Below are 15806 nucleotides of genomic sequence, written 5' to 3'. Positions count from 1 at the left end.
CTGGAGTCGTCACCTACAAGGGCGGTTGAGCGGCTTATGCATGAGCGCATCTCGCACTACATGGCCGCGCGTAGCGATCCGAGCCTCTATCAAAGTGTTCGAAACATGTCGCAGTTCGTCTCTGACGATTACGGCAACCGTTTCCTCGTAGAGCTTATCCAGAACGCTCATGATGCCCACGATCCATTACGCTACGACGGTGAGATTGTCGTAGTGTTGGATGCCTCCGAAGAGAATGGATGTCTCTACGTTGCAAACCGTGGTGCCGGTTTCGCCGGCAATAATCTAAAGGCTATCACCAACATTGCTCTAAGCAGTAAGCCAGTCAACGCAGGCATAGGCAATAAAGGCCTCGGCTTTAGAAGTGTCCTGCAGGTTTGTAATTGGCCCGAGATCTACTCGGTTCAGGGCGAAGGTGGAAGCGGCACGTTCGATGGCTACTGTTTTCGCTTCGCGACCACCGACGACTTGCGCAGCCTACTTGGTGACGATTCGGGCGACATCGTTGAGGAGATGGCGCGTAATCTTCCGTGCTGGCACTTGCCTGTTCCCACCGAACCTGGTGCCAGCGTGGCTCGATTCGCCGAGGCAGGTTTTGCCACTGTTGTTCGCTTACCGCTGAAATCATTCGACGCCCTTCAGGTTGTGAGGGCGCAGTTCGAAGCGTTGAAAAGTCTCACTACGCCGCTTCACCTGTTTCTCGAGCGTGTTGGGCGCATTTCGCTTGATCTCGGAGAGGGGGAACCCTTCGTATTGGATCGTTCGGTAGTGAAGACTTGGACTTTTGAGCCGCCGGGCTGCAAGGTCGACCGCCCCATCTCGGTGACGCAACTCAGGCTCGGTACCGACGAGTTCGTAGCGGCCCACTGGGACATTAATGACGGCCTTTTCAGGCAAGCACTTGAATCGAGTCTAGAAAAAGGTGAAGTCCCGGAAAGCTGGAAAGCTTGGGATGGGACTGCCCGGATTAGCGTCGCCGTCCCGCTTGGTGCACCTTTGGACGAAGGAAGACTGTACTGCTTTCTTCCGCTTGGGGTGGAGGGTAAGGCCCCATTCGCCGGCTACATCAACGCAAACTTCTACACGAAGATGGATCGACGGGCCGTCGACGCCTCTATTCAACTCAATAAAACCTTCATGCAAACGGCCGCTTGGTTAAGTTGTCAGTTGATAGGTTTCTTGGTTGAAAGCGAGTGGCCACAGGCCCCAAGCGCAGTTGTCAGTCTCCTCTGTTGGGAACAGCCGTATCTGGAGCAACTTAAGCTCGCAATGGGCGACAAAGGTCAAGGTATCTTGAGTCGCGAGTTCCTCCCCGTTCGCGGACAAGACGACACGATTACTTGGGCTTCGCCCAAGGAAACGTATGCATGGTCCGCTCCGCACGACGCGTGCCTATCACCTAAGAGCATCTGCGAGGTCGGTGGTGGCCGCATTCTGGTCGACTCTCTCACCTTTAAACAACGAGCGGCGCTGGACCGGCTGTACGTACAACTTCGCTTTACCGACTTCAAACCGCCTCCTGATGTTGTCGCGAGCTGGGTGGAGAGAGTTGCTGGAAAAATGCATGAGAAAAGTGTTGCGCCCGAGCAGTGGGCCGCGTTCTACGACGAGATATCTGTCGCATTGGCTGGTCATGCATCCACACTCTTCGGCAGGAACTTTTTGCTCAGCGTGAGCGGTGATCTTATCAGTAGCGAGCCTCCCTCTAGCGGCACCTCTGGCCGCAGGCGGCGCGCAGCGGACGTCTATTTTGCTCCGGTATTGTCTGTCGACGCAGATGTTGACGATGACGTTAGCAAACAGTCACTGCCATTGGAGAGTCTGCCTGCGACCCTGCGAAAGGGGTTCGCCCTCTTAAGCCGCGACGTGCCGTGGCTGGAGGACGATGGTGGCTATCGTCCTGGCCGCACCTTCCTTATTGCCGGCAAGCTGGCCCGTGAATACGACACTCGTGACGTGCTACGCACTCTTGCTGGCGTGACTCGCACGTCAGGTACCGACAGCACCCGCGCACAGGCGCTCGAATGGGCCTTTCGCTTATGGAGTAGCGGCCGGTCGCTGTCTGACAAGGAGACACGCTCAGCTGCATTCTTCGTTCCGACGCTCGACGGCTGGATCGACGCCGAGGCCGCAATGTTTGGTGATGGCTGGGCGGTTCCGAATGGCAAGAAGTTGCAAGCGCTGCTGCGAAGCACGTCCAGCGTTTCTGAGGATTTGACGCAATCACTTGCACGTCTGCTCCCCGCGCATGCGGCATGGCCAGTCCGCCATGGAGACCAGGCCGATTGGGTGCGATTTCTCACTGCAGCTGGAGTAATGGATTGTCTGCGCCCCGTCGGCGGTGAAGAGGTCACATCAAAACCCTCCGGTAATTCCGCCTATCTGCCGATTGCTATCTCGCGTGAAGTGACTGGACTCACCGACGCGTTGCGCTCGCACTGGAGAACGCAGCTTACGAAGGACTGCGCGCGCATGTTTATTTCACGTCAGTATCGTGCCGAGCTTCGGTCTTGGCGCATCCCTGGACAGTGGGACTATGAGTCATTTCCGATTGAGGTGCGTCGCGACTATTCGGTTCAGATCGCACTGGCCATGCGAGCGCTTAACGACGAGCACCTATGGTTTTCCGCTGTCCGTGCAGACTCTGGCGCAGCCGCCGAGCGACACAACTTGTCGACACCGTTGCAGGCCTTCCTAACTGGCGCAGAGTGGCTGCCTGTCACACGGCCGGGTGGTCAGTTACGGTTTGTCAAACCTTCTGAGGCTTGGTATTTCAATACTGATGAGGAGCGGCCACCACGTTTCGTAGATTTCGTGCAGCACCAAGTGGCCGGCGCGATCAACGCTACAACGCTCGAGTGGCTACAGAGCCGCGCAGAGTTAGGACTGTTCAATGATGAGCGGCATGCCGAACGCGCTCTATTTGCTCTATCTGAAGCCGCTTCTGCAGGGATCTCCGATATTCGCGATGTCCGGCGATTCCAGGAGTTGTTTAAGCGTCTGTGGGCCATCGCATGTAGGAAAGGGGTGCCTAAGCCTAGCCCGTGCGTACCAGTTCTCGTGGGAAGAGAAATTAAGGTTGTTTCCGACGCAACGGAAGGCATCGTTCAAGCTTACTTCGATGATGAGAGAGATGGACTAAAGAAACAGCTGCTTTTCGACGTTGGCGAACCTGTCTTCGATTTTGTGCACGGAGATACGGCGGTTGCATGGGAGTGGGTCAACGCCAGCGCGCCGGGTAAATTCCGTCGCATTTCTGATGAGCCGGCCGAGGTTTATGTTGACGACATAAAGTTCGATGACGGAATGCCAAGCCGCCTGCTGAGCGACATCGTTGGGCCATGGATCATCGAGTTCCTTGTCAACGTGGCAGCGCACAAGAGCAGCGCATTCGTGCAAGCAACGCAAAATATGCTCGGAAGGGTTCGGCACTCGGCGAGGGCGTTGGCCGTGGTCAGTGGGAGAAAGGTTCAGATCGCGCATGGCGATATGAGAGTTGCCCTGCCTCCAACGCTGCGTGGCTCACTCGCACTCCATCGAGCCGTTGGCCCGGTATTGATCATTCAGGCAGAGCACGGATCTTTGACTCTTGAAGATCTTGCAGGAGCTGCGGGGCAACTCGCGGTAGCTCTTGGCGCGCGTGAGCTGGCTCACGGGCTCGAGGCAGCCTTGTTGCGGCTCACAGCTGCTCGCGTCCAGTTCGAAGAAATACCCAGTGACCAGATCATGGCCGCCGCTCTGGGCGTCGAGCCTGAGGCCATTCGTCAAACGCGCTGCCTTGCAAGTGGGGACCTGATTGGGATACTTGATCTCGCTATCCCCCTATCCCTCTGCATTGGTGCATTCGAGACCGCTACGCTCTTGCAGGAACTCTCTACACGGGACCAGCCTCGTGATGAGGAGCTACGCGCTGCATTCGAGGGCTTGGCTCTCGCTCTCGAGACTTCACTGGTTGATCTCGAAGAACGCATGATACATCTCGTTGATCTATCTGATTTAAAAGCAGAATTTTCTCTGCCTATCGCTCGGCTCAATGCCGCCATCTCAGGTTTAGGTGATCGCTACAAACCCGTGAGCAATGAGCGAATGCACCAGGATGCTTGGGCGCGTCATTTGCGTCAGCGTCAGCCCGAGGTCGCAGACCGGCTGCGTTTACGTGCCTCCGGGATGTTCGATAGGCGAGAGCCACTAAACCCTTATGTATCCGCTAGGGATAGCGCACTAACCGCATCACCTGATCCAAGTTGGTTCACTACATATGACGAGCTGCCTGAGCTTGTGATGGATGCTTACATCGATAAGTGGATCGAAGAAAGCTTTCTGGCTGAAGCTCCTCAAATGCCGCTGGAGCACACCCTAACTGAGTGCAGGTCGATCAACGGCGCCAAACTTCGCGACTTTTGGGGCAAGTTCTTGCCAATTCTTTCCGCGAGGTGTCGTGCTCCCGGCAAAGCCTTGGATTCTGAGTTTCGTAAGGTATGGGGTAATTCAGAAGCATCACACGATGCTTTTATGGCGCGTGCACGAAGCCGTGGTTGGCTGGATTTTCGCGTACTTGATGAAGATCAGATCGCTTACCATTTATCCGTTGACGGGATTTGGCCCGTTGGCCATCCGCCAAGCACCGATTTAGTGTCATGGGGATTGTCTCTAGAGAGCTTTGCCCGTAGTGAGGAGCGCGCGAGAACGGAGCATGCCGAGCGGCTGAATAGCCGAGTACAGGTGAAGTTTGCCGGGGTCATCATGTCCGCGCTTTCGGATAAGTACGCGGACATTGCGGCTGCCGTTGGTGACGCTGTTGCTAAAGCGCCCGCTCTGAACTCCGTCTCGTCGAAAGAGACGGTGCTACAGCCAATGGATCCCACCGCGTGGAGTGGAGGTCATGGTGGAGGTAGTTCTCGCGGAGCACCGAAGTTGCCTGAGACCAGCATGTCGGACGAACAGAAGTTGGCAGTAGGTCTGATGGGCGAGCTTTGGGCTCGCGAATGGTTACGCCGCCGTCACAATCTCGAGTCAGTCGACGAAAGTAATTGGGTATCCTGTTATCGCGATGCAGTCCTGAACACAAGCGGGGGCTTAGACACATTGGGCTACGATTTCATCGTCGCAACGAAGAGTCGCACCTACTACTACGAGGTAAAAGCTAGTACTGGTAACCCACAGCGATTCGAAATGGGCCCCACTGAGATATTCACAGCACAACGCTATCGAGCTGATCGAGAGCATCAGTACCGAATCCTGTATTTGGCTAATGTCGACGATCCGATACGAATGACTTGGATGCTGCTTGCAAACCCTTTCTCGGCCAAAGGGGAGGGTGCATTTCGAACCGTTGGAAGGGGCAGCGTGGTCTACGCGTTCGAGCCGACACCTATCGACGGCGCTTGATATTACGAAGCGCAGCTGGGATGACAGATTTTCCGTAGAGGTGATTCATTTACCCCAGCTAGTGCCTAATGGAACGCTTCAGATTCAGCAATGCATACCACTACAGTTTTTCTCCTCAAGATGGTCAGCGCCGGTCCTCGCGAATCGGTTGCCGACACTTTGTTCGCCTCCATAATCAACTGCTCCAGCTCTGCGGTAGAATAGTAGCTCGTAACGCTGCCATTCTTGTGCCCTAAGAGCGCCTTCCGATCCTCCAGTGTCACGCCCGCTGCACGAAGCCTTCTGCCAAAGGTGTGCTTGAGGTCGTGAATCCTGATCGATCTGAACCCAGGGTGTGCCGGTGACTTGTGTTCCATCCCACTTTGCCGCTGCTCTCACCCTGGCCTTCTTCCACGCTGTGTCATTTATCCGGTGCATGGCGGTTGGCCTATGTTCGTCAGGCTGCCCGTACGGAAAGACATACTTCGAGTGCAGACCGCGCTGGCCATCGATGACTGACATCGCCACCTTGTTCAGCACCACCAGCCTCTCGTCGCCGTTCTTCACGCCAGATTTTTCACTCCGCCCGCCAAAGTCAGCAGGAATCAGGAACACACTCGTTCCCAGTTCCGGCACCCGAATCTCCAAATCCCATTGAAGCTTGCAGACTTCCTGCTCCCGGCAACCGGTGTTCATCTTGTAGAGCGCCATCCTCAATAGGTGATCAGGGATTTCCGAGAACAGCATCGACTGCTCTGCCCAAGACATCGGGTAGCCGCGGCGTATGCCTGTGCCTTGACGGTTTTCTTGTGTTCGTTGGGATTGATCTGCTCGTTGATGAGCGCTCGGGCCTGGTTGCGGGCCTTGCGGATGTCCGCCAGGGATCCCTGTTCCAGCTCGGTCGGGCCATTGCGGCTGCCGAAGTTGGGTAGATTGATTGCGGATTGCACCAGGGTCGGCGCCATGGACGAGCGCGGGCGTTTGTCTGTGCTCGACATTGAATTACCTGTTAGCGCTCGATGTGCTATTCCCGGGCGCCCCATCTGGAACTGTCGTGCTGTTTCAAGCAATCGATTTTGTCATTTTACGATCCCTATCCAAGCACCATTGAGGTGCTTAAACCAAGGGTGTCAGGGCTCATCGGGATTTCTCTCAAAAGCAATAATGGCAAGTTGACTCTCCCCTTAAGGGGAGACTTTAGACTCCCGCGCCTCGATAGATTTGGCCTGAAAACAGCTTTTTTGGCCCGATGACTTTATTCATTTAATGCTGTTTTTGTAGGGGAACAATCAATGAACAATCCATTGGAATTGGACAGCGTTATCAACAGTACGCGGGAGATTCTTGCGCAGTTGTTGGTGATGGATATGGGCGACGTGGCAGAGCACAGCAGTATCGTTGACGACCTCAGCGCCGACTCGCTGGACATCGTCGACCTGAGCTTCCAGCTGGGCCGCCAATACGGTTGCACCTTGCCGAAAACCAGCGTGCTGGATCACGCGGTCGCGGTGTTCGGCGACGCGACCCGGTTTGTCGAAAAAGGGCGCATCACGCAGGACGGCGTAGCCTTGCTGGAACAGAGCCTCAGCGCTTATGCGCCGGGTCAGTTGCGCGTGGGCATGCAGCCGGGTGATGTCTTCGCGGCCACCACCGTGCGTAATTGGGCGCAGCAATGCCATAACGTTTTCAGCTATCTCCCCGAGACCTGCCCGGAATGTGGCGCGGTTCACGCCCAGCTCAATGAGCGCAAACAAGTGGTGTGCGGCGGTTGCAGTGCTCGCCTGACCCCTCTGGACGGTGATTCGATCTCGCGTCTGTTGGTTGAGCAGTACGCGGCCACTCAGTTACAAGCCTCGGCGTAGGGGCTGACTTGATGCAGGCCCGAGAAGTTCTGGTCACCGGCTACGGTCTGGTGGCTCCCACGGCACTGGATGCGGCCTCGCTCTTCACGACGATCAGCAAAAAGCGTTCCTGCATTCGCCAGCACCCGGCGTTTGTCGAGCTGGGGTTTGCGAACCCGGCGGCCGGATTTGTCGATGAACAACAATGGCAGGTCATCGCGGCGGCTTTCCCGGGCGATCTGCAGACCACCTCCCGCCAGGAATGGCTGGCGCATTACGTGGCCTGTCAGGCGCTGGCCCATGCCGGGTTGGCCGATGGCGCATTTGCCCGGATCGCCAGCGGCATTTTTGTCGGAGCCAACAAACATTGCGTGAGCGGTGATCTGCGCGACGCCAGCCGTTACATGGACGATCAGGGACGGGTCGATCTCGACCAATACCTGGATAACCACACCCTCAGCGGTGGGGCGTTTGCCCGGCGGGTCGATCAGCAAACCCGCCATCTCGCCGAATGGCTGGGTGTACGTGACCATATTTCGACCCATTCCGATGCATGCGCCGCCGGCACCATGGCCATCGGCAGCGCCTATCGGGCGATTGCCCGTGGCGAGATCGACCTGGCGTTGTGTGGTGCCGTGGAGTTGATGGCCCACGAACTGTCCTATTACAGCTTCGACGGACTGGGTGCACTCTGCCAGCGAGTGGATTTTTCCCCACAGGAACAGAGTCGGCCGTTTATGCCGGATCGCTGCGGTTTTGTCCTGAGTGAAGGGGCCGCGCTGTTGGTGCTGGAATCCCGCGAGCATGCCGAGCGTCGTCAGGCCCGCCCGTTGGGTCGGGTACTGGGTTACGCGAACCTGTGCGAGGCAGAAAAAATCACCTCCAGCAGTCGCGACGGCAGCAAGTACGCCGCCTGCATGGCTGCGGCCCTGACCGATGCCGGACTGGCCAGCGCTGCTGTGGACCATGTGAATGTTCACGGTACGTCGACTCAGGCCAATGACCGTTGCGAGGCCCTGGGTTTGGCGCAGGTCTTCGGTGAAACCATTGAACAGATGACGTTCACCGCCAACAAGTCTGCCGTTGGGCATTCATTGGCAGGCAGTGGCGCCATTGAGGCGGTGCTGTCGTTGATGAGCATTCAGTTGGGCGTGGCTTTGCCGACCCTCAATTTTCAGCCGGAAAAATCCCAGTTTCCGGAGCTGAAATTCCTTTGCGAACCGTTGCAGCAACCGATCAATGTCGTGCTCTCCAACTCCTTCGGGTTTGGTGGCGTGAACAGTTCGTTGGTGCTGGGCAGGGCATGAAATGACCAGATCCAATTCGACAGCCGTTTACATCACCGCAGCGTCGGTACTCAACGCCGCCGGGACTGAATGCGTGTCTCGCGACAGCCAACCGCAGACCGCGCTACCACTGGACTTCGACACGGCACGCCTGGCCCATTGCGTCACAGCGCCCGCGTTGCCGGCCGGGGTATACGACCGCAAGTTGTCCCGCAGCCTGGAGCCTCAGGGCGCCCGTCTACTGTATTGCGCCGGCCGTCTTGCCGAGACCTTGCGTAGGCTGGAACTGCCCGATGAGCGGATCGCGTTGACTGCCGCCATCCCGGAAGTGGATGGCCCGAGTTCGTGCTGGGACGCGGTGCAGGCCATTGGCGAACAACCGGCGGACCTGCTGGCGCAATTCTTTGCCCACACACCGCCGCTGCATGCGTTGATGATGCTCAACAGCAGCGTCATGGCCCACGCGGCCGAGGCCTTGCATTGCAAGGGTCCCATGGGCGGCTTTTGCTCCCAGGGCAATGCGGGACTGGATGCCTTGATGGAGGCCGCAGCCCATCTGAGCGAAGGTCGCGCCGATGCCGCCGTGGTGGTCAGTAGCAGTCCGAACATCACCCCTGCGTTGTACCTGCGTGACGTTACCCACCCACCCGTGAACCCCGGCCCGTGGATTTTCGGTGAAGGTGCGGCAGCGTTGTTACTGAGTACCGGCCCGGCCAAGGGTGCTCAATCAGCGTTACGCATTGCCGGTTTTGCCCGTGGTTACAGCGCGCAGCCCGAGCGTGGAGTGGCGGTTGGTCGCGACGTCATCGAACGTGCCTTGAGCAACGAAAAGCTCTGCCTCAGCGATGTCGGGCAGGTCGTCGCCGATGGACAGGACCCACAGATTGCCGCGTTGTTCACCTCAGCGGGACACGCCCTCGAACACTCAAAGGCGTTGGTAGGCGACTTGGGCACTAGTGCCTTGCTCACCGAAATCGCTGCGACGTGGGCACTGGACTCCAGCCCTTACACGCTGCTGCTCGAGCACAGCCGAGGCGGGCATTGGGGTGCGGTGCTGCTGGCCAGAGCGCTGTTGGACAGAGAGACAATGGAGAGTTACCCATGAGCCCCACACGGATCGTGATCACGGGCATGGGCGCCGTCACCGGCTTCGGTTTCGAGTGGCAGTCCATGTGGCAAAAGATGTTGGCCGGCGAACATTGCATTCGGCCATGGCAACCGGAAGGCGTCGAGGCGAGCGCGTTCCCTTTGCGCTACGCGGCGCCCGTGGATATGCGCTTGATGCCAGCACACTTGCAGGACCATCCGGCCTGGGGTTTATCGCTGGAAAAACGCACCCGTTTTGGTTGGATTGCGGCCACTCAGGCCATTGCCGACGGTGGCTTGAGCCCAGAACAGTTGCGCGGTGCAGCGGTATTGTCGGCTTCCGGCGCACCGGCCCATCGTTTGCAGGACATGCTGCTGAGCCTGCCGGACAACCCGGCGCAGGCGCCGTCATGGGCTCAATTGATGACGCGACAAGCGCAGGTCGATCCCGATAGCTCGCTGTGCCAGAGCAACGACCGCCTTGCACGGGTGATTGCCGATGGCATCGGCAGTGAAGGCCCGGTGATCAATATCAGCAGCGCCTGCGCGGGAGCGTCCCAAGCCATTGGTAACGCGTTTCAGATGATTCGTCGCGGCGAGGTCGATGTGGCCATTGCCGGGGGCGCCGATTCGGTGCTGAGCCTGGACACCATGACCGCGCTGTATCTGCTCGGCGCCGCCAGCAGCGAACAGCGTTGGGGCACTGAACTGTGTCGGCCCTTCGACCGCCATCGCAGCGGCTTGATCGCCGGTGAAGGCGGTGGTTTTGTCGTGCTCGAAACCCTCGAACGGGCACTGGCCCGGGGGGCCACGCCGTACGCCGAAGTGCTCGGCTTCGGCAGCAGCCTGGATGCCTATAAAGTCACTGCGCCCGACCCGGAGGGCCGGGGAGCGGTGCTGGCGATGCAGGCGGCCCTGACGGATGCCGGTCTGGCGCCCCGGCAAGTCGATCTGATCAATGCTCACGGTACGTCGACACCCCTCAATGATGCCGCCGAAACCCTGGCGATCAAGACCTTGTTTACCGAGCGCGAGCATTATCGCCGGCTGCTGGTGACGGCCAACAAATCCCAGTTCGGCCACCTGATTGCAGCCGCCGGAGCCCCGGAGTTCATGCTCACGGCTCTGGCCTGCCGGGACGATCGGGTCACGCCGACCCTCAACCTGCATGATGCCGACGAACAATGCGACCTCGACTACTGCGCCCATCAAGCGGTCAAGCGCAAGGTCGATGTTGCCCTGAGTAACTCCTTCGGTTTCGGCGGCCTCAACACCTCGCTGGCGCTGGGCAAGTACCGGGAGCCTTCGCGATGAAAAAAACGGTCGCGATTGCCGGCGCAGGTTGCGTGCTGCCCAGCGGATGGGGTGTCGAGTCATTTTGGGCGGCTGCGAACGAAGGGCGCAGCGCCATTACGGCGCTGAACACCCGACGGTTCCACAGCGAGCGCGTGGTGGCGTTCGGGCAAATTCAGGACCAGGACCACCAACGTAGCCGACAAGACCTTGCGCAAAATCTTCAGCGTTATTGCACGCCGGCGGTGATCTGGGGCGTCAGCGCAGTACGTCAGGCGTTGGATGAAGCTGGCCTGACGGGCGAGCAACCGGGTGTTCGTTTCGGGTTGTATTGCTGTCAGGGCGGGTACACCCATCCGTCTCTGGAATCCTATGCCGAGTTGCTCCACGGCTGTCGGCAGGACGGCGTCGCCGATATGGCAGCGTTCGCTAAACGGATCCTGCAAGACCGCGCCCAGGACCCCTTTTTGGTACTCAAAGGGTTGAGCAACTGCCTGTTGGGTGTCACCAGCCTGGCGCTGAAACTGGTGGGCGAATGCAACGCCTACATGCAAGGCGTCGCCGGCAACCTGGCGGCCTTGCGTGAGGCCACGGCCGCTTTGCAGGCCGGCCGAATTGACGCGGCAATCATCGTCGGCGCGGGCAGCGAGCTGGATACACTGGCGCTGTCTGGATTGGTCCAGGCGGGCGTCATCAGCGCCAATGGCTCGGACACCCTGTTGCCGTTTGACCTTCGGGGCATCGGCGGCATTGCCGGGGAAGGCGCGGCAGCATTGGTGTTGCGTCGGCGCGAAGACCTGCCGGCAGGCCCTCAAACCTGCCTCGCCGACATGACCGCCCATGCCATCCTCGCTCGCTTGAGCCTGCCCGACAGGCCGACCGATGTGTTGGTGTGCAGTGGCACTGGCGATCCGCATAAAGACCGCGAGTTGTGCCAAACACTGGCCCGTACGGGCGCCTCGCACATCACCAGTGGCCTGGCGATCAACGGCATTCTCAGCGCTGCGCCGAGCCTGGTGGATCTGATCCTCGCCCGTGGTGCCTTGCAGGCTCAGCAGGTGCCGCCGATCGCCGGTTTGCAGCAGCCGGTGGCCAACCTGCCGTTTGTCCAAGGTGCGCCTCACCCGGCGAGCCTTGCACATTGCCTGGTGCTGAACCGCGACGACAACGGTTTCAGCGCTGCCTTTCAATTGTTCTACAGCGCAGAGGTCCCTCAGGACTGACGCTGCCGACCGGCTCTTTTCTACTTTCAAGGGATATGACTGTCATGGATTATCGCGATTTCGTTCGGCCCAAATTCGTCGGCCTGCTCCAGGCGCTGGGCTTGGAGTGTGAGTTTCAGCGCGCACTCGGTAGCCAATTGTTCTACCGCAACCCCAAGGGCGACATGGTCACGGTCACCGATTTTCTCGGCGGCTACGGTGCAGCCCTGTTCGGTCACAACGACCCGCAGTTTGTCGATCAGCTCTGCACGCTGCTGCGTAGCGACGTGCCGTTCAACGCTCAAATGTCGATCCGCGGTGCGGCCGGGCAATTGGGGCGAGAACTCAGCGACGCGTTCAATCGCGAACTGAAGAGCACCGAACGCTATATCACGACCTTCTCCAACAGCGGCGCCGAGGCGGTGGAAATTGCCGTCAAGCACGCGGAGTTCCGTCGCCAGAAAAACCTGCAAAAGCAGTTCGATGACATTGACTTCACCCTGGCCGGCTTGACGGCGAGCGAACGCGCTTACCGCGAACTGGATGTGGCCGACCTCGACCTGCCTGCAGGTGTCCTGCCGGCAACCCTGAACAGCGTGACCTTGCGTCAGGTGGTTGAAGCCGTTCGCCAACACAACCTGGCGCAGTTGCACATCGAACCGGTATTTGTCGCCCTGCGCGGCAGCTTTCACGGCAAATTGGTCAATACCGTGCAACTGACCTACGGCCGTCAGTATCGGGCGCCGTTTGCCCGTTTTGGTCTGAACGTCGAGTTCATCGACCCACACCAACCCCATCAGTTGCAGGAGCTGCCCGCCCGGCATACGCACCATTGGTTGAGCCTGCAATGGGACGGCGAACACCTGAACGTGCTGCGACTGCCGTTCAGCGCAATCACCGCCGTGTTGATGGAGCCGATTCAGGGCGAAGGTGGCATCAACGAGTTCGCGGCCGAGTTCTATCTGGGCCTGCGCAAGCTGTGCAACGAGCAGCAATGCCCGTTGGTGGTCGATGAAGTGCAGTCGGGTTTTGGCCGTGCCGGGACGTTTCTCGCCAGCAGCCAGTTCAACCTGCAAGGCGACTATTACTGCCTATCCAAGGCCCTCGGCGGCGGCTTGATGAAAATCGCCGCAACGGTGATCCGCAGCGGCCACTACGAAGGCGAGTTCAGCTACATCCACAGCTCGACCTTTGCCGAGGACGATGCGTCCTGCCATATCGCCCTGTCGGCATTGCGTCGACTGTTCGCCAATGATGACGCGATGCTCAAGGAAGTCCGCACCAAGGGCGCCTACCTCAAAGCCTCGCTCAATGAACTGAAGACGGCTTATCCGGATGTGATCGCCGACGTGCGTGGGCGCGGCTTGCTGGTGGGTTTCGAATTGCACGACTTGAGTGTCAGCAGCTCGCTGGTTCAGGCATCGGCTCAATACAACGATGCCCTGGGTTACTTGATCGCCGGTTACCTGTTGCAGTTCGAAGCGTTCCGGGTAGCACCGTCGGGGAGCAACTCCAATGTGATTCGTCTGGAGCCTCCAGCCTGTATCACCCTGACCGAAATTGACGGGTTGATCGGCGCCCTGCAGCGGGTGTGCGACATGTTGCGCCGTGGCGATGCGTTCCCGTTGGCGGCAGGTATCTGCGCAGACTCGATCCCCGCGGTGCCAGCCCGTCAGGACGACTTTCGGGTAGCCGAGCCTGCTGAAAAAGCCGATTCCGATGTTGAGGTGGTCGCCCGCGTGGCGTTCATCAACCACCTGATCGACGCCGATATCCTCGGTGACGTCGACCCGTCGCTGGCGGCCCTGAGCCCGGAGCAGAAACGTACGTTCATCAACCGCACCAAGCCTGAACGCCGCGCTGCGCCGGTCGGCCCGGTGATCATTCGCTCGCGCCTCGGCATGGCGGTGGAATTCACTTTGTACCCGCTGTGCATGGATTCCGATGCCATGGCCGAGTACATCCTCAGTGGTGATCTGGACACCATTCGCGATGAGGTCGGCAAGCGTGTCACCGATGCCCGCGCCGATGGATGCACCATTGCCGGCTTGGGGATGTACACCTCGATCGTCACCAACAATTGCCAGGCGTTGAAAATTGCCGACATGGCGCTGACGTCCGGCAACGCCCTGACCATTGGCATGGGGCTCGAAGCCATCGAGCAAGGCTGTGTACAGCAAGGTCTGGAACTGCGCGAGCAAACCGCCGCCGTTGTCGGTGCCGCCGGTAACGTTGCGTCGACCTATGCCTCGGTGCTGTCCGCCACCGTCAATCATCTGATTCTGATTGGCAGCGGCCGTGACGGTTCGGTTCGGCGTCTGGAAAAAACCGCCCAACTGATTTACGCCGATGCGGCCCGTTCGATTCTCAAGGGCACAGCCGAACATGACCGGTTGGCGCAGCGCTTGCTGACCCTCGATGGTTTTCGCGACCTGTTGCACGCCCATGGGCACAAAACCGACCTCGGCCTGCACATCGCCCGTCTGGTGGATGAGCGCCTTGGCGCGAACGCGTTCATCACGGTCACCAATGATCTCGAGTCCCTCAAGGGCGCACGGATTGTCCTGTGTGCGGCCAATGCGCCTCTGCCGTTTCTCGGCGCCGGGCATTTCGCCGAGCGCAGCGTGATCTGCGATATCGCCGTACCGCTGAACGTCCATCAAGACCTGCCGAGCCAACGCGAAGATGTGCTCTACATGCACGGCGGCATCGTCCAGACGCCGTTCGACGACGGCCTGGCGCCCAACGTGCGGGCTTATCTGAAACAAGGTCAGCTGTATGCCTGCATGGCCGAATCGGTGCTGATGGGCTTGTCCGGCATGAGCCAGCACGGTTCCTACGGCGATATCAGCCGCGGGCAAGTCCAGCAGGTGCGCGCACTGGCGGCGACCCACGGCTTCACCCTCGCGCAATTCAAAACTCAAAACTCTCTGTAAGGAACGGCCATGACTCAGAAAATAGCTGTCGTGACCGGCGGCAGTCGCGGCATTGGCAAGTCCATCGTGCTAGCTTTGGCCGGCGCGGGTTATCAGGTCGCGTTCAGCTATGTCCGTGACGAGGCGTCTGCGGCTGCATTGCAGGCGCAGGTCGAGGGGCTCGGTCGGGAGTGTCTGGCCGTGCAGTGCGATGTCAAAGATGCGCAGAGCATTCAGGGTTTTTTTGAGCGGGTGGAACAGCGTTTTGAATGTATCGATCTGTTGGTCAACAACGCTGGTATTACCCGTGACGGTTTGCTCGCCACGCAATCGTTGAACGACATCACCGAGGTCATCCAGACCAACCTGATCGGCACCTTGTTGTGCTGCCAGCAGGTGCTGCCCTGCATGATGCGCCAACGCAGCGGGTGCATCGTCAACGTCAGTTCGGTGGCCGCGCAAAAACCCGGCAAGGGTCAGAGCAACTACGCCGCGGCCAAAGGCGGTGTAGAAGCGTTGACGCGCGCATTGGCGGTGGAATTGGCGCCGCGCAACATCCGGGTCAACGCGGTAGCGCCGGGCATTGTCAGTACTGAAATGAGTGAAGCCCTGGTGGGGGCCCATGAACAGGAAATCCAGTCGCGGATGTTGATCAAACGGTTCGCCCGGCCTGAAGAAATTGCCGACGCGGTGCTGTATTTGGCCGAGCGCGGCCTGTACGTCACGGGCGAAGTGTTACCCGTCAACGGCGGGTTGAAAATGCTATGAGCCAGGAACGCACGATTGTGATTACCGGCGCGGCCAATGGAATTGGCC

9 protein-coding genes and 1 pseudogene are annotated in these 15806 nt (G+C 59.2%); 8 read left to right on the top strand and 2 right to left on the bottom strand.

What is annotated here, in order from left to right:
- Positions 1–36: 36 nt before the first annotated feature.
- Positions 37–5388 (top strand): ATP-binding protein, encoded by a 5352-nt coding sequence (locus HU811_RS05575; protein ID WP_186654537.1) that lies wholly within the window; start codon positions 37–39, stop codon positions 5386–5388.
- Between the two features lie 65 nt (positions 5389–5453).
- On the opposite strand, the pseudogene HU811_RS05570 reads toward HU811_RS05575, so the two are convergent.
- Positions 5454–6150, bottom strand: a pseudogene (locus HU811_RS05570) (tyrosine-type recombinase/integrase); the annotation flags it as partial.
- Positions 6081–6365: a hypothetical protein gene (locus HU811_RS05565; RefSeq protein WP_186654583.1), complete on the bottom strand. Its 285-nt coding sequence runs from the start codon at positions 6363–6365 to the stop codon at positions 6081–6083. The pseudogene HU811_RS05570 and the gene HU811_RS05565, both read right to left, overlap by 70 nt.
- A gap of 294 nt (positions 6366–6659) precedes the next feature.
- On the opposite strand from HU811_RS05565, the gene HU811_RS05560 reads away from it, so the two are divergent.
- The 7 genes from HU811_RS05560 to HU811_RS05530 all read left to right on the top strand — a co-directional run bounded on the left by HU811_RS05560 (position 6660) and on the right by HU811_RS05530 (position 15758).
- Positions 6660–7229: an acyl carrier protein gene (locus tag HU811_RS05560; RefSeq protein WP_186654536.1), complete on the top strand. Its 570-nt coding sequence runs from the start codon at positions 6660–6662 to the stop codon at positions 7227–7229.
- Between the two features lie 11 nt (positions 7230–7240).
- Positions 7241–8515, top strand: coding sequence for a beta-ketoacyl-[acyl-carrier-protein] synthase family protein (locus HU811_RS05555; protein WP_186654535.1), 1275 nt, complete (start codon positions 7241–7243; stop codon positions 8513–8515).
- Between the two features lie 157 nt (positions 8516–8672).
- Positions 8673–9599, top strand: a complete 927-nt coding sequence (locus HU811_RS05550; RefSeq protein ID WP_186654579.1) for a beta-ketoacyl-[acyl-carrier-protein] synthase family protein — start codon at positions 8673–8675, stop codon at positions 9597–9599.
- Complete coding sequence (locus HU811_RS05545) at positions 9596–10894, top strand: beta-ketoacyl-[acyl-carrier-protein] synthase family protein (protein ID WP_186654534.1); 1299 nt, start codon at positions 9596–9598, stop codon at positions 10892–10894. Before HU811_RS05550 ends, HU811_RS05545 begins: the two co-directional genes overlap by 4 nt.
- Positions 10891–12096, top strand: coding sequence for a beta-ketoacyl synthase N-terminal-like domain-containing protein (locus tag HU811_RS05540; RefSeq protein WP_186654533.1), 1206 nt, complete (start codon positions 10891–10893; stop codon positions 12094–12096). Before HU811_RS05545 ends, HU811_RS05540 begins: the two co-directional genes overlap by 4 nt.
- A gap of 44 nt (positions 12097–12140) precedes the next feature.
- On the top strand, positions 12141–15011 hold the full coding sequence (locus tag HU811_RS05535; protein ID WP_186654531.1) for an aminotransferase class III-fold pyridoxal phosphate-dependent enzyme: 2871 nt from the start codon (positions 12141–12143) through the stop codon (positions 15009–15011).
- Positions 15012–15020: 9 nt separating this feature from the next.
- Positions 15021–15758 carry an SDR family NAD(P)-dependent oxidoreductase gene (locus tag HU811_RS05530; RefSeq protein ID WP_186654528.1) on the top strand — a complete coding sequence of 246 codons (738 nt, stop codon included), beginning with the start codon at positions 15021–15023 and terminating at the stop codon, positions 15756–15758.
- The last annotated feature ends 48 nt before the right edge of the window (positions 15759–15806 follow it).

Origin of the sequence: Pseudomonas tehranensis (assembly GCF_014268615.1) — a bacterium.
GTDB classification, from domain to species: Bacteria; Pseudomonadota; Gammaproteobacteria; order Pseudomonadales; family Pseudomonadaceae; genus Aquipseudomonas; species Aquipseudomonas tehranensis.
The sequence above is the reverse complement of the archived record's forward strand: the minus strand, read 5'-3'. Positions and strand labels throughout refer to the sequence as shown.

Bases quoted from the DNA above. Each gene is read 5' to 3' on its own strand.
- HU811_RS05560 (WP_186654536.1), top strand. From the start codon at position 6,660: ATGAACAATCCATTGGAATTGGACAGCGTTATCAACAGTACGCGGGAG.
- HU811_RS05565 (WP_186654583.1), bottom strand. From the start codon at position 6,365: ATGTCGAGCACAGACAAACGCCCGCGCTCGTCCATGGCGCCGACCCTG.
- HU811_RS05545 (WP_186654534.1), top strand. From the start codon at position 9,596: ATGAGCCCCACACGGATCGTGATCACGGGCATGGGCGCCGTCACCGGC.
- HU811_RS05540 (WP_186654533.1), top strand. From the start codon at position 10,891: ATGAAAAAAACGGTCGCGATTGCCGGCGCAGGTTGCGTGCTGCCCAGC.
- HU811_RS05575 (WP_186654537.1), top strand. From the start codon at position 37: ATGCATGAGCGCATCTCGCACTACATGGCCGCGCGTAGCGATCCGAGC.
- HU811_RS05555 (WP_186654535.1), top strand. From the start codon at position 7,241: ATGCAGGCCCGAGAAGTTCTGGTCACCGGCTACGGTCTGGTGGCTCCC.
- HU811_RS05535 (WP_186654531.1), top strand. From the start codon at position 12,141: ATGGATTATCGCGATTTCGTTCGGCCCAAATTCGTCGGCCTGCTCCAG.
- HU811_RS05530 (WP_186654528.1), top strand. From the start codon at position 15,021: ATGACTCAGAAAATAGCTGTCGTGACCGGCGGCAGTCGCGGCATTGGC.